Annotated in this window: 16 protein-coding genes and 2 pseudogenes; 14 read left to right on the top strand and 4 right to left on the bottom strand. The window is 70.4% G+C overall.

Features of this window, described 5'->3' with window-relative positions; all coding sequences use genetic code 11:
* Window positions 1-99: 99 nt before the first annotated feature.
* The 6 genes and pseudogenes from B9S57_RS10495 to B9S57_RS10470 all read left to right on the top strand — a co-directional run bounded on the left by B9S57_RS10495 (window position 100) and on the right by B9S57_RS10470 (window position 3,253).
* Window positions 100-528 carry a DUF6221 family protein gene (locus B9S57_RS10495; RefSeq protein WP_103515258.1) on the top strand — a complete coding sequence of 143 codons (429 nt, stop codon included), beginning with the start codon at window positions 100-102 and terminating at the stop codon, window positions 526-528.
* Between the two features lie 88 nt (window positions 529-616).
* A complete protein-coding gene (locus B9S57_RS10490) occupies window positions 617-850 on the top strand; it encodes a hypothetical protein (protein WP_181011301.1) in 234 nt (77 codons plus the stop codon).
* Window positions 851-1,191: 341 nt separating this feature from the next.
* On the top strand, window positions 1,192-1,677 hold the full coding sequence (locus B9S57_RS10485; RefSeq protein ID WP_103515257.1) for a lamin tail domain-containing protein: 486 nt from the start codon (window positions 1,192-1,194) through the stop codon (window positions 1,675-1,677).
* 153 nt (window positions 1,678-1,830) lie between these two features.
* The gene (locus B9S57_RS10480) at window positions 1,831-2,328 is read left to right on the top strand and encodes a peptidylprolyl isomerase (RefSeq protein ID WP_103515256.1); all 498 of its coding nucleotides are present in this window, start codon (window positions 1,831-1,833) and stop codon (window positions 2,326-2,328) included.
* A 110-nt stretch (window positions 2,329-2,438) separates the two neighbouring features.
* Window positions 2,439-2,531: pseudogene (locus tag B9S57_RS10475) on the top strand (oxidoreductase); the annotation flags it as partial.
* A 26-nt stretch (window positions 2,532-2,557) separates the two neighbouring features.
* On the top strand, window positions 2,558-3,253 hold the full coding sequence (locus B9S57_RS10470; protein WP_103515255.1) for a ribonuclease H: 696 nt from the start codon (window positions 2,558-2,560) through the stop codon (window positions 3,251-3,253).
* Window positions 3,254-3,278: 25 nt separating this feature from the next.
* Here the strand turns inward: B9S57_RS10470 and B9S57_RS10465 are convergent, their stop codons facing one another.
* Window positions 3,279-3,692 carry an ATP-binding protein gene (locus B9S57_RS10465; RefSeq protein WP_258036346.1) on the bottom strand — a complete coding sequence of 138 codons (414 nt, stop codon included), beginning with the start codon at window positions 3,690-3,692 and terminating at the stop codon, window positions 3,279-3,281.
* 248 nt (window positions 3,693-3,940) lie between these two features.
* On the opposite strand from B9S57_RS10465, the gene B9S57_RS10460 reads away from it, so the two are divergent.
* From B9S57_RS10460 to B9S57_RS10445, 4 genes are all read left to right on the top strand, one after another.
* Window positions 3,941-4,798: a Scr1 family TA system antitoxin-like transcriptional regulator gene (locus B9S57_RS10460; protein WP_103515253.1), complete on the top strand. Its 858-nt coding sequence runs from the start codon at window positions 3,941-3,943 to the stop codon at window positions 4,796-4,798.
* 100 nt (window positions 4,799-4,898) lie between these two features.
* Window positions 4,899-5,156 carry a WhiB family transcriptional regulator gene (locus B9S57_RS10455; RefSeq protein WP_103515252.1) on the top strand — a complete coding sequence of 86 codons (258 nt, stop codon included), beginning with the start codon at window positions 4,899-4,901 and terminating at the stop codon, window positions 5,154-5,156.
* Between the two features lie 41 nt (window positions 5,157-5,197).
* The gene (locus tag B9S57_RS10450) at window positions 5,198-5,536 is read left to right on the top strand and encodes a YkvA family protein (protein WP_103515251.1); all 339 of its coding nucleotides are present in this window, start codon (window positions 5,198-5,200) and stop codon (window positions 5,534-5,536) included.
* 37 nt (window positions 5,537-5,573) lie between these two features.
* Window positions 5,574-7,472, top strand: coding sequence for a rhamnogalacturonan lyase (locus B9S57_RS10445; protein WP_103515250.1), 1,899 nt, complete (start codon window positions 5,574-5,576; stop codon window positions 7,470-7,472).
* A 93-nt stretch (window positions 7,473-7,565) separates the two neighbouring features.
* On the opposite strand, the gene B9S57_RS10440 is transcribed toward B9S57_RS10445, so the two are convergent.
* Both B9S57_RS10440 and B9S57_RS10435 read right to left on the bottom strand, forming a co-directional pair.
* Window positions 7,566-8,222, bottom strand: coding sequence for a bifunctional 2-polyprenyl-6-hydroxyphenol methylase/3-demethylubiquinol 3-O-methyltransferase UbiG (locus B9S57_RS10440; protein WP_103515249.1), 657 nt, complete (start codon window positions 8,220-8,222; stop codon window positions 7,566-7,568).
* A gap of 121 nt (window positions 8,223-8,343) precedes the next feature.
* A complete protein-coding gene (locus B9S57_RS10435) occupies window positions 8,344-8,871 on the bottom strand; it encodes a hypothetical protein (RefSeq protein ID WP_103515248.1) in 528 nt (175 codons plus the stop codon).
* Between the two features lie 387 nt (window positions 8,872-9,258).
* On the opposite strand from B9S57_RS10435, the pseudogene B9S57_RS10430 reads away from it, so the two are divergent.
* From B9S57_RS10430 to B9S57_RS10415, 4 genes and pseudogenes are all read left to right on the top strand, one after another.
* A pseudogene (locus B9S57_RS10430) lies at window positions 9,259-9,621 on the top strand (2-phosphosulfolactate phosphatase); the annotation flags it as partial.
* Between the two features lie 289 nt (window positions 9,622-9,910).
* A complete protein-coding gene (locus tag B9S57_RS10425; RefSeq protein WP_374935924.1) occupies window positions 9,911-10,504 on the top strand; it encodes a hypothetical protein in 594 nt (197 codons plus the stop codon).
* Window positions 10,505-10,643: 139 nt separating this feature from the next.
* Window positions 10,644-13,973 carry a LamG-like jellyroll fold domain-containing protein gene (locus B9S57_RS10420; RefSeq protein ID WP_103515247.1) on the top strand — a complete coding sequence of 1,110 codons (3,330 nt, stop codon included), beginning with the start codon at window positions 10,644-10,646 and terminating at the stop codon, window positions 13,971-13,973.
* Window positions 13,974-14,315: 342 nt separating this feature from the next.
* Window positions 14,316-14,789, top strand: a complete 474-nt coding sequence (locus B9S57_RS10415; RefSeq protein WP_103515246.1) for a GNAT family N-acetyltransferase — start codon at window positions 14,316-14,318, stop codon at window positions 14,787-14,789.
* Window positions 14,790-14,923: 134 nt separating this feature from the next.
* Here B9S57_RS10415 and B9S57_RS10410 read toward each other — a convergent pair whose 3' ends face one another.
* Entirely contained in the window at window positions 14,924-17,275 is a 2,352-nt protein-coding gene (locus B9S57_RS10410; RefSeq protein ID WP_103515245.1) for an AbfB domain-containing protein, read from the bottom strand.
* Window position 17,276: the final 1 nt, after the last annotated feature.

The raw sequence follows: 17,276 nt of genomic DNA, 5'->3' as shown, positions 1-17,276 counted from the left end.
CAGGCCGGTGAGGCATCCTCTGCTGGTCGGGCAGAACGGGTCCGTGGCGGTGGGCGGGCCTGCCGCTGCGGTCTGTGACGGAGAAGGATTCGGAACCAGATGGCAGAGAACGCGGAACTGTTGGCCTTCGTGCGGGCGCGCCTCGCGGAGGAGGAGCACCTCGCGCGGGAGGCGGGCGGCGACGGCTGGCGAATGCCGGCCGAAGCACCCGGTGAGGTGCACGACCGCACGAGTGGCATCGCGTTCGTCGTGCGGTCGCGCGGCTACGACCGGCACATCGCCTTCCAGGACCCGGCGCGGACCCTGCGGCGTATCGAGACCTCCAGGGTCCTCCTGGACGAGTACGAGGAGATCGCAGCCCTGGACACCGACCGCCCGGCCCAGGACTTCTCCTCGGGTCGCGCCGTCGGCCTCGGCTTCGTCGTCCGGCAGATGGCGGCCGAGCACGCCGGGCACGCCGATTACCGGGTCAAGTGGCTGCCCCGCTTCTCCCACTGGGGCCCCGCGTCCGGCCCCGAGGGGGCATGACCGCCCCTGTGGGCTGAGTACGGGGGAGCGGTGTGTCTGAGTACGTGCCCGGATCCCGGGGCGGGGCGCAGCCGGTCGAATGGAGGGCATGGTCCCCGACGCGCCGACGCGCCCCCGTATCCACACCCTCGCCGGCGCCGGCACGGCGCTGGCCGTGACCCTGCTCCCGCTGGCCGTGGGCATCCTGCTGGCCAGGACGATGGCGCTGGATCCGATGGCGCCGGTGAACGCGCTGGTCACCAGCGGCGGGCAGCGCGCCCGCCTCGGCCCCTCGCGGTGGGCGCTCAAGGCTCGAACGCATGAGTACCTTTCCAGGCGGTAATGGAATGTCTGTCCAGGTAAGCGCTGTCCGTTCTGTTACACGGATCCGCGCGGTCCCGGCCGGGGCGCCCGGGAGGGCGGAGGCGGGGTGAATGGGGCGCCATGACCAGGCGGGCGGTCCCCCGAAAGGGTCGGTGCAACGATCAACGGTTGACAGGTCTACGACCGCCGGAGTCCGTGCCGGGTGCAGTTGTGTGTGACAGAAATGTCCGCACTTTGTCACACGAACCGGGGCACCTTTCGGCCACCTCGAAAGCGGGACAAAGTTTGCGTTCTCGGCACGACGCCGAGGTCGGAAAACGCCCGGGACTCCATTCCGGGCCTGCATGATGAGGGGTTTCCATGTCCCGTTCCGCACGACGGATCACCGCCACCGTTCTCGCCTCGGGCGCCCTGCTCGCCGCAGCGGCCCTGCCGGCCACGGCCGATGGCCGGGGTCACGGCCACGGCCACGACCGGCCGGCCCAGCGCTCGGCCGTCGTCCTGGGCAAGGTCCAGTACGACAGCCCCGGTCGCGACAACGGCTCCAACCGGAGCCTGAACGCCGAGTGGGTCACCGTCACCAACACCAGCCGTCACGCGGTCAACCTGCGCGGCTGGACCCTCAGTGACGAGAGCCGTCGCACCTACAGGTTCGACCTGCGGCTGCCCGCCCGTTCCTCCGTCCGCGTCCACACCGGTGTCGGCCGCGACACCCGCCACGACGTGTACCAGGACCGCCGCAACTACGTCTGGGACAACAGGGACACCGCCACGCTCCGCGACAACCGCGGGAACAAGGTCGACTCCAAGTCCTGGGGACGCAACCAGCACGGCGGCCACCGCTGAACGCCGGCGGTAGGGAGAAGCGGCGTTCTCCCTGACTGACGTGACGGCGTACCACGGCTCACCCCCGTGGTACGCCGTATCCGTGTTTCCCGAGGCGCCCGCGGGGGCGGGGCCTGTGCATCGGGGAGCGCCGGAGGATGTCAGGATGGGCTCATGACCATCAAGGCGTTTTTCGACATCACCATCGACGACCAGCCCGCCGGGCGGATCGTGTTCAACCTGTTCGACGACGTGGCCCCCAAGACCGCGGAGAACTTCCGTGCGCTCGCCACCGGTGAGAAGGGCTTCGGCTACGCCGGCTCGCCGTTCCACCGTGTCATCCCGGACTTCATGCTCCAGGGCGGTGACTTCACCCGGGGCGACGGCACCGGCGGCAAGAGCATCTACGGCGAGAAGTTCGCCGACGAGAACTTCACCCTGAAGCACAACAAGCCGGGCCTGCTCTCCATGGCCAACGCCGGACCGAACAGCAACGGTTCGCAGTTCTTCATCACCACGGTCCTCACCCCGTGGCTGGACGGCAAGCACGTCGTGTTCGGCGAGGTCGCCGACGACGACAGCATGAAGCTCGTCCGCAAGATCGAGTCCCTGGGCTCCTCGTCCGGCAGGACCAAGGCGCAGATCGCCGTCTCGGCGTCCGGCGTTCTCTGACGCACGGGACGGGGCTCCCTGCCGGTTCTTCCTCCGGCCGGGAGCCCCGCGTCGTGTGCTGACCGCACCGGCCGGAAGGCGCCTTCGCCCCCGGAGTGTCAGGGTGGGGAGTCGTCGTCCACCTGAGCTCCCCGCAGGCGTCGGCCACCACGGGTGCGGCCGTACGGGTGGACGGCGGCTACATCGACTCGATCGTGCCCTGACCCTCCGGGCTGGCATGATCGGGGGCATGGACGAGCGCATCATCGCCGCGTGTGACGGGGCATCGAAGGGCAATCCGGGACCAGCCGCCTGGGCGTGGGTCGTGGCCGATGACCAGGGGAACCCCCGACGGTGGGAGGCGGGCCCGCTGGGCACCGCGACCAACAACGTCGCCGAGCTCACCGCTCTGCTGGAACTGCTGAGGTCGACCGACCCGGCCGTTCCCGTCGAGGTGCGCATGGACTCGCAGTACGCGATGAACGCGGTGACCAAGTGGCTTCCGGGGTGGAAGCGCAACGGCTGGAAGACGTCGGCGGGCAAGCCGGTCGCCAACCGTGAGCTGGTGGTCGGCATCGACGAGCTGCTGAGCAGCCGCAGTGTGAGCTTCCGCTACGTGCCGGCGCACCAGGTGGACGGCGACCCGCTCAACGCCCTGGCCGACCAGGCCGCCAGTGAGGTGGCCGTCTCGCAGCAGGCGGCGGGGACGGCGTACGGCACCGCCGGCATGCCCGTGCCGGCCCCTGCCCGCTCGACCAAGGGCCGCGCGGCCGGTGCCGGGGCGAAGAGCGGGTCCACGGGCAAGCCGCGCGCAGGAGGCACAGGCACCATCCGGGCGAAGTTCGCGGGCCGGTGCGCGTGCGGCAAGCCCTATGCGGCCAAGGACATGATCGCGAAGAATCCGAGTGGCTGGGGTCACCCGGAGTGCCGGACCGCCCTCGCCTGAGGCGTCCCCGTCCCGTCCGGGATGCTCAGATGTCGGCCCAGACGAGCCGGCCGGACACGCTGCTGCGTGTGCCCCAACGCGTCGCCAGGGCGTCCACGAGCATGAGGCCCCGGCCGTCCTCGGCCACCGAAGCCAGGCTGAAGCCCTCGTCCGCCCCGTCCGGGCCGATGAGGGCCACCGGGCCGGGGCCCTCCCTGCCGTCCTGGCCGTGAGGCCCGTCGCCCGTGACGGCATGCGGCTCCGGGTTCCGTGGACCCGGAAACTCGGGGATGTGCCGTCGGCCGCGGTTCCACACACAGATGCGCACCCGGCCGGGCGTCCGCAGGAGGCGGCACCGGATCCGGCGGCCCGCCGTGTGTTCCACCGCGTTCGTGACCAGTTCGGTCACGACGAGGGCCGCGGTCTCGACACGGTCGTCGGGCTCTCCCCAGCGCCGCATGGCTTCCTGCACGCGGTGCCTGGCCACGGGGACACCCCGGGGGAGGCGGGGGATCCACCAGCTCTGTGCGCTACGCCTGCCCGAGCCCTCCGGGGCCAGACGCGCGCACGTGACTATTTCCGACATGTACGTACTCTCCGTGCAAAGCGCATACTTTGCAAGGGGCAGAATGCCCGGATGGTTCCGAATCAGCGCTGAAAGAGCTCCGACGCCCCGGGTCGGAGCGCCAGGTGCGGAAGGGTACGTGGATGAGGCCCCGGTCCGGCCCCACCGTCGAACACCGAGTCCTCGCGGCACGGCTGCGGATACTCAGGAAACGTGCGGGCGTCAGCCTCCAGGCTGCGGCCGTGGCACTGGGCGCCCACCCCGCCACCGTGCGTCGCATCGAGCGGGCCGAGACCGGGCTCGACTCCCACCAGGTACGCGTCCTCCTGGAGCGCTACGCGGTGTCCGCCGCGGAGGCCGAGCCGATCATGACGGGCCTCGCGGCCGCCAATCTGCCGGGCTGGTGGCACCACTGGCGGGACGCGATGGAGCCCTGGCAGCAGGAGGTCATCGGCATCGAGTCCTCCGCAGCGCTCGTCAGGACCTGGCACCCCGCCCTCGTCCCGGAACTGCTGCGCACCCCGGCCTACGAGGCAGCCCTGTGCCGGACGCTCGCCGCCGACGGCCCTCCGCGGCGCGACGACCGGCACGTCGAACTGCTGGGGGAGCGGCAGCGCCGCCTGCAGGAGCGCGGAGCGGCCCTCTGGGCGCTGCTCCCCGCGGCCGCGCTCCGCACGACGGTCGGCGGCCCCACGGTGATGGCCGAGCAGCGGGCGGTGCTCGAGGAGGCCGCGCACCGGCAGCACCTCACCGTGCAGGTGGTACCCCTCGACCATCCGCCGCATCCCATGACGGGGGTTCCGTCGCTGCACCTGCTGCGCGTCCCTGCCCCGGAGATCGGCGACCGGGCCGTCCTGGAGACCCCCGGGACCAGGGTGGACATCATCGACGAACCGGCGGTCGTCATGGCCTACCGCATCCGCCTGGACGGCGCCTGCGCCGCCGCCCCGCACCCGGGCTCCCCCCTGCCGGAGGCCGGGAAGGGTTCCGGAATCCCCTGAACGCCAGGCCTGTTGTGGGTTTCGGACGCCCGATGACGGTCACGCGCACAGTACGGACACCGGATCGGCCGACCGATCCCCACGAGAAGGAGTGAGGGCCATGGACAACTGGCGCATGCACGCGGCGTGCCGCGAAGAGGACCCCGACCTGTTCTTCCCCATCGGCAGCAGCGGCCCCGCCCTCGTGCAGGTCGAGGACGCCAAGGCCGTCTGCGGGGCCTGCCCCGTGCGGGACCAGTGCCTGGAATGGGCCCTGGAGAACGGACAGGACGCGGGCGTGTGGGGAGGCATGGACGAGAACGAACGCCGTGCCCTGAAGCGCCGCCGTTCCCGGCAGCAGGCCAGGATCCACGGATGACGCCTTCTGGCCCCGGCCGCTTCCAGCGGAGACGATGAACCATGGACATCTCGGTCTGGCTCATCCTTGGCGCGCTGGCGCTCCTGCTCATGGCGGGGTTCGCCGCGGTCCTTCTCATCCGGGTGATCCGGGCGAGGAAGCTGCTCGTCGACGCGGGCGTCCCCCTGCACAACAAGGCACTGGTATGGGCCGCGGTGATCTACACCGTCTCACCCGTCGACCTCCTGCCGGACCCGGTGTACCTCGACGACATCGGTTTCCTGCTGCTCGCCCTGCGCTCGCTGCACTCCGCGGCGAACGCGGCCGGCGTCGGGCGGCGGCGGACGGTCGAGACACCGAAGGAATCCGGCGGCAACCTTTCGGCTTCCGGGAGCAACTGAGGGGGCGTAAGCCGTCCCCCGCCGGAAGGTGCCCCTCGTGGAGCCTCTGCTTCCCCCCTCCGAACCCCGCCCCCACCGCAGACACCGCGTCACCCGTACCCGCACCCTGCTCGTCGCTCTGACAGCGGGGCTGCTCGCGGCCGGCGGGCTCGTCGCTCTCGGCCCGGCCTCGCAGGCCGCGACCGCGCGGCAGGCCGAGGCGCTCGACCGAGGCGTCGTGAGCGTGCACACCGACAGCGGGAACCTCGTCAGCTGGCGCTGGCTGGGCACCGACCCCGACGACGTGTCGTTCAACGTCTACCGGGCCGGCACCAAGGTCAACGCCTCGCCGGTGACCGCCTCGACGAACTACTTCCACTCCGGCGCGCCCGCCACCGCCGACTACACGGTGCGCGCGGTCGTCGGCGGTGTGGAGCAGGGCGACTCCGTCCACGCGGTCCAGTTCCGCGCCGGATACAAGGACGTACCCATCAGCCCGCCCGCCGGTGGGACGACACCCGACGGGGTCGCCTACACCTACGAGGCCAACGACGCGTCCGTCGGGGACCTGGACGGCGACGGTGCCCTCGACTTCGTGCTGAAGTGGCAGCCCACCAACGCCAAGGACAACTCCCAGTCCGGCTACACGGGCAACACGATCGTCGACGGGATCCGCCTCGACGGCACCCGGCTCTGGCGTATCGACCTCGGGCGCAACATCCGCTCCGGCGCGCACTACACCCAGTTCCAGGTGTACGACTACGACGGTGACGGCCGGGCCGAGGTGGCGATGAAGACCGCCGACGGCAGCGTCGACGGCGCCGGCAGGGTGATCGGCAGCTCCTCGGCCGACCACCGCAACTCCTCCGGCTACATCCTGTCAGGGCCCGAGTTCCTGACGATGTTCAACGGCGGGACCGGGGCCGCGATGGGCACCGTGGACTACGTCCCCGCACGTGGCACGGTGTCCTCGTGGGGCGACTCCTACGGCAACCGGGTGGACCGCTTCCTCGCCGGTACGGCCTACCTCGACGGAGCCAGGCCGTCGCTGATCATGGCGCGCGGCTACTACACGCGCACCGTCATCGCCGCCTGGGACTGGCGGGGCGGCGCCTTCACCCGGCGCTGGACCTTCGACACGAACAGCTCGACCAACTCCGGCAAGGGGTACGACGGCCAGGGCAACCACCAGCTGTCCGTCGCCGACGCGGACGGTGACGGCAAGGACGAGATCATGTACGGCTCGATGGCCGTCGACGACAACGGCAGCGGGCTGTGGACGACGAGGAACGGCCACGGCGACCTGCACGTCGGGGACCTCGACCCTTCCCGTGCGGGCCTGGAGGAGTTCAAGGTCGACGAGGACAGCTCCAAGCCGTCCTCGTGGATGGCGGACGCCAGGACCGGTCAGATCCTGTGGTCCACGCCGGCGAGCGGTGACAACGGCCGTGGTGTCTCCGGTGACATCTGGTCCGGCAGCCCCGGCGCCGAGTCCTGGTCCTCGGCCGTCTCCGGTGTGCGCGGTCCGAAGGGTGACGTCGTCACCAGCCGCAAGCCGTCCAGCTCGAACTTCCTGTCCTGGTGGGACGGTGACACGACGCGTGAACTCCTCGACGGAACCCACATCGACAAGTACGGCACCTCGGCGGACACCCGGCTGCTGACCGGGGCCTCGGTCCACTCCAACAACGGCACCAAGGCCACGCCCGCGCTGTCCGGCGACATCCTCGGCGACTGGCGCGAGGAAGTCGTCTGGCCGACCGCCAACAACACGGCCCTACGGGTCTACTCCACGCCCGTCGAGACCGGCACGAGGATCACCACGCTGCTCCACGACACCATGTACCGCACGGCCCTGGCCTGGCAGAACACCGCGTACAACCAGCCGCCGCACCCGAGCTTCGCCATCGGCGGCGGGATGGCGAGGGCGCCCCGGCCGACGATCACCACGCCGTAGCGCCGGCATGCCGTGCCTCCTCCTCGGGCGGGGGCACGGCTCCGGTCGGGGACTCGGTGCGCGCGCCTGCCGGAGGCGCAGCACGAGCGGCCGTCAGCCCTGTTGCCAGACCAGCGTCCAGCGCCAGAAGAGGCGGCGGCGCAGCCGTGCGCCGGGCAGTACGTCCCGGGCGTCACGCGCGATCTCGGCGAAGCTCATGACCGCGGGGCGGGTGCGCGCGGTCATCGAGGCGGGGCGGGCCACCCTGCGTCCCCTGTTCCTGACCAGGGCCATGACGACGTTCATCGGGATCGCGAGCGCCCCGAGGGCATGGTCGACGAACGTCTCCGCCCGTGCCACGCCGACGACGACCAGAGTCCCGCCCGGCGTCAGGCTGCAGCGGAAGCGGGCGAGCGTGCCGGGGAACGGCAGATGGTGGAGGGCCGCCACGCAGGTGATGACGTCGTAGGGGCCGGACGGCAGGCCCACCGCCGCGTCCTGGACGGTGAACACGACGGGCAGGGCGGGCGCGGTGAGGTCCCGTGCACGGGCGACGACGTCGGGGTCGTTGTCGATCCCCTCGACCGATGTGGCCCGTCCGGCCAGGAGGCGGGCCAGGTCACCGCTGCCGGACCCCACGTCCAACGCCCGGCCGAAGCGCCTGGGCAGACGGCGCAGCAGCCAGCGGTGGTAGTGCGCGTTGTGGTCCCAGGGGCGGGCGGCGTGGAAGCGGTCGAGTGCCTGGACCACGCGGGACATCGGTGACTCCATGGCGCGATTCCATCATCACAGGCCTCCTGCGGGGAGCGTTTCGCCCCTCCGGCCGGCGTACCACCCCTTCCTGCCATGCGGATCCCGCGCACGACCTGTACGGAACCGGCCGCCGGGCCCGTCAGGCCTGGCTCTCCAGGGTGGAGCGCATGTGGCGGTAGGTGTCCAGGGTGCGGCGGCGCATCCGGAGGATCCAGAAGCAGAACGCCGCCGAGGCGACCGCGAAGAGCAGCGGGAAGACCAGCGAGCCGCCGATGATTCCGAGAGCGATCATGCCGACCACCACCAGGCCCATCAGCCCGAGCCAGTACGGCAGCCACCGGCCTGCCCGCTCCATCGTCCCCAGCTGGTCGTCGATCAGCCGTCGCATGGTCTCCCGCTCCTGCGGATCGCCCGGAACCTCGCGGTGCCGGATTTTGCGGGTGAGGTCGGCGACCCCACGCGTGTCCGTACCGGCCGCGCGCCCGGCCCTGCGCCGCTGGACGGCCAGGATCCCGGTCGCGACAGCGGCGTAGGCCGTGCCGTGGATCAGCCAGATGACGGGGTGTTCGTCGCGGCGGAACGCTGCGCTGATCCCCACCCCGATGACCAGGGCGAGCACCGCCTGCGCGGTCAGGCTGCGGTTGAGCCAGAGCTTCACACTGTGCACGGCGTGTGCCTCCTCGGGTCCGGTGGGTGACGCTGTCGTCCCTCGGGTACCCCGCCGGGCCCGCGTCACCGCGTCGGCGAGCGTGATCGTCCACCGGTGGGCGGACGAGGCGGACTTCTGGCCCGCCGCTGATCCACTTCGACGCCGAGTGGGAGCACGTCTGCCTCCGTCTGCGACTCCTCGACGGCGGCGACCTCCCCGACCAGGACTTCACGCGCGGGTGGCCGAACACGATCTGCGGGAGTCGCCGGCGCTTCTTCCGTGAGCGCCACCTCCGTGCATCCGTGTGCCCACGGCTCCAGGCGTACGAAGAGGGCGACACCGGAGGCCGTGTGATGCGCGCCGCTGTCGTGGCGGTGCCGGCAGGGTGTGCTCGATCATGTCCGGATGGACGCTCGATTCCTCGGCATCGCCGAGCTGGCCGAAATCCCGCCCGTGGCGGTCGTGGTCGATGTCATGCGCGCCTTCACGGTGGCCGCCTGGGCCTTTGCCCGGGGGGCGGAGAAGATCGTGCTCGCCGGGTCGCTGGACGAGGCCCTGGCGCTCAAGGCCCGGAACCCGGAGTGGGTGGCCATCAAGGACGGCCCGCCCGCGCTCGGGTTCGACGCGGTCAACTCGCCGGGCCTGCTGCGGTCCGCAGACCTCGGCGGGAGGACCGTGGTGCAGAAGACCACGGCGGGGACGGTCGGCGCCCTCGCGGTCCAGGAGGCGTCGCTGGTGCTGTGCGCCCCCTTCGCCATGGTGGCGGCCCCGGAGGACTCGCTCATGGTCCTCCGTGCGTACGCCGGGGCTTCTGCCTGAGCCTCCGGCTCCCACCCTGCGGGAGCCGGACGTCCACCGGTGGCCCCGCCCCGCGGCCGCCCTCCGCGGTGATGTGTCCCGGGACCCGTTCACCACGCGTTCACCGCTCGGATCCGTCCGTGGCATTCCCTCGCACGCCGTGGCGATCTACGCTCGGCCGCGAATCGGTCGACGCTGCGGACCTCGATGTCCGACCAGCCTTGACAACGTTGTCCAACTGTCGGAGGTATCCGAGAGCATGCCCTCCAGGCCGTCCGCGCCCCGGCGTCTCGCCGCACGGAACGCCGCGCTCGTCCTCACCGGCGCACTCGCCGGTGCCGTCGCGCCGCCCGCAGCCCAGGCCGACGCGCTCGTCACGCGTCCCACCGCCTCCGTGGACCCGATGATCGGCACGGCGAACGGCGGCAACACCTACCCCGGCACCGTGCGCCCCTACGGCGTGATCGCCTGGTCGCCCACCAGCACCACGGGCGACCGGACCAGCACCGGGGCGGCCAACGGTTACGAGTACGGGGTGCCCCGGATGCGCGGCCTGAGCCTCACCCACGGCAACGGTGCCGGACGTACCCCCGGCGCCGCGGGTGACGTGCCGTTCGCCGGTGACGTCACCTCCTTGCCGTCCGCGGACTCGAAGGGTGCGACACATCCGTACATCGATGCCGTCCGCGTCGACGGGAGGGTGAGTGACAGATCCTGGACGGACGCCCGACTGCTCACCCGGGGACGGTCGTTGGCCTACCGTCTCACGGACAGGCCGAACACGTCCTGGGTCACCGGACCTGCGGATCTACCGCAGTATCACGCCAACGACGGTTGTCTCGCAGCCCGGTGAGCGGCTCGACGCCGCTCACCGGGTCAGGCGTGCCCGGCGGGGCGGGCAGAGAACGTCTCATTTTTCTATCGTTGAAAATTCTCACTGCACGACCGTTGTCAGGTGTTTGAGGCTGTGGCTCAATGTTCGACTATGTGCAGTGCTCCGCAGTGGGGAGCACTTTGGCTTCTTCGACGAGGACGACGCCTTGATACGACAACTAGCCCGCCCCCGAACCGTTCTGAGAACGCTCGCCTGTACGGCGGCGCTGCTGCTCCCCGTGGGGGCGGTCCTGGTCCCTGCCGCTGCCGCGGCACCTTCCGCGGAGGCCGCTCCCACCGCCTCCGCGTTCGTGAAGGAGGACCCCTCCACCGAGGTGCACGGCCTCAAGGGCGAGTACTTCGCCATGTCCGCCCCGGGCGCCCGTGACTTCGCCGAGCTCGGTGCCACGGCCCTGGACCCGGAGATCAACTTCCCGGGCCTGACCGGCGCGTTCGAGTCGGCCACCGGGAGGACCGAGAACACCACGGCCCGCTGGACGGGGCAGATCGAGGCACCGGAGGACGGCGACTACACGTTCTCCGCCATCGGTGACAACGGCTTCCGTCTCTTCATCGACGACACGGCCGTCATCGACCACTGGGAGCCGGACTGGGACAAGGAGCAGACCAGCAAGCCCGTCACCCTGAAGGCCGGCGAACAGCACACCTTCCGGCTGGAGATGTTCCAGGACACCGGCGGGGCGAACATGTTCCTGCGCTGGTCGAGCGCGAAGCTCGCCAAGCAGATCGTCCCCGAGTCCGCGTTCACCCCGCCGGCCGATTTCGAGGTCTACCCGGTCGGGCTGAGCGTCGCGGAGGACGGCCTGAAGGTGCAGGCGACCTTCGACCACGAGGTCAGCGGCATCCAGGACGTGAAGGGCCACCTCGGCATCGAGGCGGACACCACGCCGATGCCGGTGAAGTCGGTCGTCAGGGCCTCGAACAACCGCAAGGCGCTCATCGTCACCCTGGGCGGAGCCGTCCAGAAGGGCCAGCAGGTCAGGTTCGCGTACGACGGTGAGGGCGGCCTGAAGAACGGCGACGAGACCGTCCCGGAGATCAGCCGCAGGGCGAAGAACCTCTCCACGCACCGTCTCCTCACCCCGTGGGGCGAGAAGGTGAACCCGAAGAACCCGCTGCCGGAGTACCCCCGGCCGCAGCAGGTGCGCGACGACTGGAAGAACCTCAACGGGCCCTGGGAGTTCGCGGGAGCCACCGCCGACGAGAAGCCGGTCTTCGGCAAGAAGCTCGACGAGCGCATCACCGTGCCCTACCCCGTGGAGTCCCAGCTTTCCGGGCTGGAGCGCCACGAAGACCACATGTTCTACCGCAAGCTCGTCACGGTGCCCAGGAGCTGGTCGGTCGGCAAGCGCGGCCATGAGGACCGCCTGAAGCTCAACTTCGGTGCCGTCGACTACGAGGCGACCGTCTGGGTCAACGGCAAGCAGGTCGCCGAGCACACCGGCGGCTACACCGCCTTCAGCGCCGACATCACCGACGCCGTCAAGGGCAGGGGCCCCCAGGAGATCGTGGTCGCGGTCACCGACACCACCGGTGCCGACCAGCCCACGGGCAAGCAGTCCGCCAATCCCAGCGGCATCTTCTACACCGCTTCCTCCGGTATCTGGCAGACCGTCTGGATGGAGCCCGTCGCGCCCGCGGCCGTCGACTCCCTGAAGACCACGCCCGACATCGACAAGGGCCGGCTCGCCCTGACGGTCAGCTCCGAGGCCGCCTCGAAGTCCGCCCGGGTCACCGCCGTCGCCCGTGACAAGAAGGGCAAGGTCGTCGGGACCGTCACCGGCCCGGCCAACAGCGAGCTGAGTCTCCCGGTCGCCAAGCAGCACCTGTGGACGCCGGACGACCCGTACCTGTACGACCTGAAGGTCACCCTCAGGGACGGCCGCTCCAAGGACACCGTCGACAGCTACTTCGGCATGCGTTCCTTCGGTGTCGCGGAGGTCGGCGGTTACCGGAAGCTGGTGCTCAACGGGAAGCCCTTCTTCTCCCTCGCCCAGCTCGACCAGGGCTTCTACCCCGACGGCCTGAACACGGCGCCCAGCGACGACGCCCTGGTCTTCGACCTGAAAGCCCAGAAGGACCTCGGCTTCAACTCCGTGCGCAAGCACATCAAGGTCGAGCCTGCCCGCTGGTACTACCACGCGGACCAGCTCGGACTGCTGGTCTGGCAGGACTTCGTCTCCGGCAACATCACCGGCGAGAAGGGCCAGAAGGCCTTCCTCGACCAGGGTGCCGAGATGATGGAGCAGTTGCACAACTATCCCTCGATCGGCGCTTGGATCGTCTTCAACGAGGGCTGGGGCGAGTGGGACCGCACCGAGACCGGAAAGATCACCGAGAAGGTCCAGGCCGCCGACCCCTCCCGGGTCGTCAACGCCCACAGTGGTGTCAACTGCTGCAACTCCAAGGGTGACAGCGGCAAGGGCGACATCATCGACCACCACGACTACAACAACACCGACCCGGCCTTCCCGGACGAGAACCGTGCGGCGATGGACGGTGAGCACGGCGGCTTCACCCTCCGGATGCCGGGAAACATGTGGCCGGGTGCCCCCACCGCGATCTACAGCGGTGTCGCCGACAAGGACGCGCTGACCGCCAAGTACGTCGAGAACACCCGTACGTACTACCTGGACGCGGCCCGCGCCGAACTCTCCGGTTCCATCTACACCCAGGTGACCGACCTCGAGAACGAGCTCAACGGTCTCTGGACGTACGACCGCCGCGAGATCAAGGTCGACCCGGCGAAGGTGCGGAAGATCAACCAGGAGGTCATCGCGGCTGGTGCCGCCGCGGGCGACCGCGACGAGATCAAGGGCGGCGCCGCCTGGTCCCTCGACGAGAACAAGGGGACCAAGAGCGCCGACAGCGGCCCGAACCACAAGGACCTCACCCTCTCCGAGGGGACGTCCTGGGCGCCGGGCGTGCAGGGTTCGGCGCTGAAGTTCGACGGCGAGGGCCAGTCCGCCGAGACCGAGGGCCCGGTCGTCGACACGACCGGTGACTACACCGTGTCGGCGTGGGCGTCGCTCGACGCCCTGCCGGACAACTACGGCACGGTCGTCAGCCAGGACGGCCGGCGCCAGGAGAACCCGTTCTACCTCCAGTACGGGCAGGGCGGGTTCGCCTTCTCCACCCCGGGCGCCCACCGGGCCCGGCTGGAGATCAAGCCCGAGCTCGGCCAGTGGTACCACCTCGTCGGCGTGCGCAGCGGCGACGAGATCAAGCTGTACGTCGACGGCAAGCTCGCCTCGACGGCGGCGGCCGGTTCCGCCGATGTCAGCAGCGGCGCGCTCTCCCTGGGCCGCGCCAAGTGGGACGGCCGCAACACCGACTTCTGGAACGGCTCGGTCGACCAGGTGAAGGTGTTCGACAAGGCGCTCACCGACCAGGAGGTGACCGCGCTCCACGACGGCGAACAGCCGTAAGGAGCACCCACGACGGCGAACAGCCGTGGGGAGCACCCCGCAGGACCGCTCCCGGCAGTGCGTGCACGCGCCGTACTGCCGGCAGCTCCGCGCGTCCGGAACGGGACGGGCCGCAGGACGGCTGCGCGGCCCGTCCGGCCGTATCCCGGCCGGACGGAGGGGGCCCGGAGGCCTGCTGCCGCCGGCTCCGCGCGGAGCCGCCCCCAGGCGTCCTCTCCGACACCGAGGCGACGACGGACCGTGCGCGCACGGCGCCCGGGCGGACATGTTCCCCGGATCGCCCGTTCTCCGAAACGACCCGGTGGATCATGAGGTGATGACAACACGCCCTGGAGGTGCAGAGTGAAAGTCTCGATCCGGCCCGCTCAGCCTGAGGAAGCGAGCCTCTTGTCTCGTCTGGCGCTCCGCTCGAAGGCTCACTGGGGATATGACGCCGAGTTCCTCGCGTCGTGTCGGGAGGAACTCACGCTCAAGGGCGAAGAGCTGGCCGTCCGCCGCACGGCTGTTGCGGAGCGCGGCGGCGGCATCGTGGGCTTCACGACCTTGGAGGGTGAGCCGCCGCAGGGCGTCCTGGGCATGATGTTCGTCGACCCGGATGCGATCGGACAGGGCGTCGGACGTCTGTTGTTCACCCATGCCGTAGAGACTGCTCGAGCACGGGGATTCACCCGGTTCACCATGGATGCGGACCCGAACGCCGAGCCCTTCTACGAGGCGATGGGGGGCGTTCTCGCCGGTCGTGTTCCCTCCGGGTCGATTCCTGGCCGCACCCTTGCCCAGTACCTGCTCGAGGTTCCGGTCCGACGCCCTCGCTGATCTTCTCGCGCGTCCCCTGCGAGTGGTCGGGCCGGGCTTGGTCAACGGTGAAGCGGGTGTCTCCTTGCGCGGGCGGGCCCGGTGACGGCGTGAGATACGCCGGCACCGGGCCCGCGGAGAGCGCTGGCGTCAGATCACGGTGCCCAGGGCGCGTCCACCGCCCAGGTGGTGTCCTCGGTGAAGGTGGCCGCGTTGTCCCAGGCGTGCCCCCCACCGGGCGTGGCCAGCCACACCTCGGAGTCGATGTGGCGCAGATAGCTGCCGGGCAGGTTCGCGCTGGAGAACCGCACCCCGCCGCTGCCCGCGACCGCGCACCAGGTGGCGTCGGCCTTGAAGAGGGCCGAGCCGTCGTTCGCGTCGCGGCGGACCCGGAAGTCCCGGTGCCGGAGGTACTCACCGGGGTAGTTGCGGGACTCCAGCGAATAACAGTTGCTGTTCGCCAGACCGGTGACGACCTTCCACGTGGCGTCGCTCTTCAGCAGCGCGCTGCTTCCGCCGTCGACGACCGCGGTGTAGGCGAGCGCCTGGGAGTGGCGCAGGTACTTGTTCGTGTGGCCGGGCGTGGTGACCCGGAGCGACCTGTACTGCCCGGTGGGCAGGGTGACGGGCGGGGCAGGCGTCTTCGACGCCTGGATGAGGGCCTGGTTGGCGGCCTTCACCCGGGCGGTGTCGACCTTGACCACCTGGCGGTCGTAGGTGAGCAGCCCGTTCGCCTCGTTCTCCACGTCGGTGATCTCGGTGTAGACGGAGGCCGACAGCCCGGCCGGGAGCTGCCCGACACGGATGCTGTCCAGGAGTCCCACGAAGCGGTTGTTCAGGGCGGAGACGCTGGCCTGGTCCTCGTAGCTGAAGCCGCCGCCCGGATACCACTCGTGGCCCGGGACCTTCCAGCCCAGCCCGCCGAACTCGCCGAGGACGGCCGCTCGGGTGGCGGTCGGTGAGGTGTTGCCCGGACCGACGTAGATGTGGTTGTCGACCACGTCACCGTTGCCGCCGTCCACGGAGCCGCAGCAGTTGACCCCGCTCATGTTGTCGACCAGCCGGGACGGGTCGTACGCCTTGACCTCGTTCGCGACCCTGGCCTGGTCGTACTGGCCCCAGCCCTCGTTCTGGTTCACCCACATGACCAGCGACGGCGAGCTGCGGTGCTGGTCGATCACCGCGTGGTACTCCGCCTCCCACTGGGTCCGTGCCGCGCCGTCGGGGGTCTTCCCGGTGTCCATCGCCGGCATGTCCTGCCAGACCAGGAGGCCCAGCTTGTCCGCCCAGTAGAACCAGCGCTGCGGCTCCACCTTGATGTGCTTGCGGACCATGTTGAAGCCGAGGTCCTTGTGCGCCTGGAGGTCCGACCTGAGGGCGGCGTCGGTGGGCGCCGTGTAGATCCCGTCGGGCCAGTAGCCCTGGTCGAGCGTGCCCGTCTGGAAGACGAACTTCCCGTTGAGGACGGGGCGCAGGATGTTGTCGACCTTCGCGACCGCGATCGACCGCATGCCCGCGTAGCTGCCGACCGTGTCCACCACGCTCGTGCCGTCCAGCAGGTCGGCGCGTACGTCGTAGAGGAACGGGTCGTCCGGGCTCCACAGCCGGGGGCTCGGCACGGACACGGAGATGTCGGCACCGGGAGCCCCCGTCGCCGTACCCACGACGGTGCCGCCGCTGGAGACGGTGACCCGGGCGGTCCGGCCGCTGCCGGCCGCCGCCTGCACCTTGACCCTCAGGGTGCTGCTGCCGATGTTCGGCGTCATGTCCAGGCGCGTGACGTGCGACGCCGCGACGGGCTCCAGCCAGACCGTCTGCCAGATGCCGGAGGCCGCCGTGTAGAAGATCCCGCCGCCCGCATGGGGGTTCACGTCGTTGATCCGCTGCTTGCCGGCGGCCTGGCCACCGGTCTGCGTCGGGTCGTACACGGAGACCACGATGGTGTTCGGGCCCCCGTTGAGCTGGGGCGTGATGTCGTACGAGAACGAGTCGAAACCGCCCTTGTGGGCCCCGATCTGGGTGCCGTTGACCCAGACGGTGCTCTGCCAGTCGGAGGCGCCGAAGTTGAGCACGGTCCGGCGGCCGTTCCAGTTCGAGGGCACCGTGAAGGTGCGCTTGTACCAGAGCTTGTCGTTCTCGGTGATCTTCCGCTTGATCCCGGAAAGCGAGGACTCGGCGACGAACGGGACCCGGATCTGCTCGGAGAAGGACGCGGGCTGCCCCGCGTCGCGGCCGGTCACCGCGAAGTCCCAGATGCCGTTGAGATTGGCCCAGTCGGGGCGGGTGAGCTGGGGGCGCGGGTACTCGGGAAGCGGGTGGTCGACGGACACCTGGCCGGTCCAGGGCGTCGTCATCGGGGCCGGTTTCGGCGTCCAGGCGGTGGGTGCGGCGGCCGCCGGGGCGGTGGCGGCGCCGACGAGCGCGGTGGCGAGAAGGGCCAGCAGGCCGGTGCCGGCCGTTAACCGTCTCCACCAGGTGCGGGGGCGTGGTGCGGGTGCGGGCTTCATC

Origin of the sequence: Streptomyces sp. SM10, from assembly GCF_002910915.1 — a bacterium.
Lineage (GTDB): Bacteria > Actinomycetota > Actinomycetes > Streptomycetales > Streptomycetaceae > Streptomyces.
The sequence above is the reverse complement of the archived record's forward strand: the minus strand, read 5'-3'. Positions and strand labels throughout refer to the sequence as shown.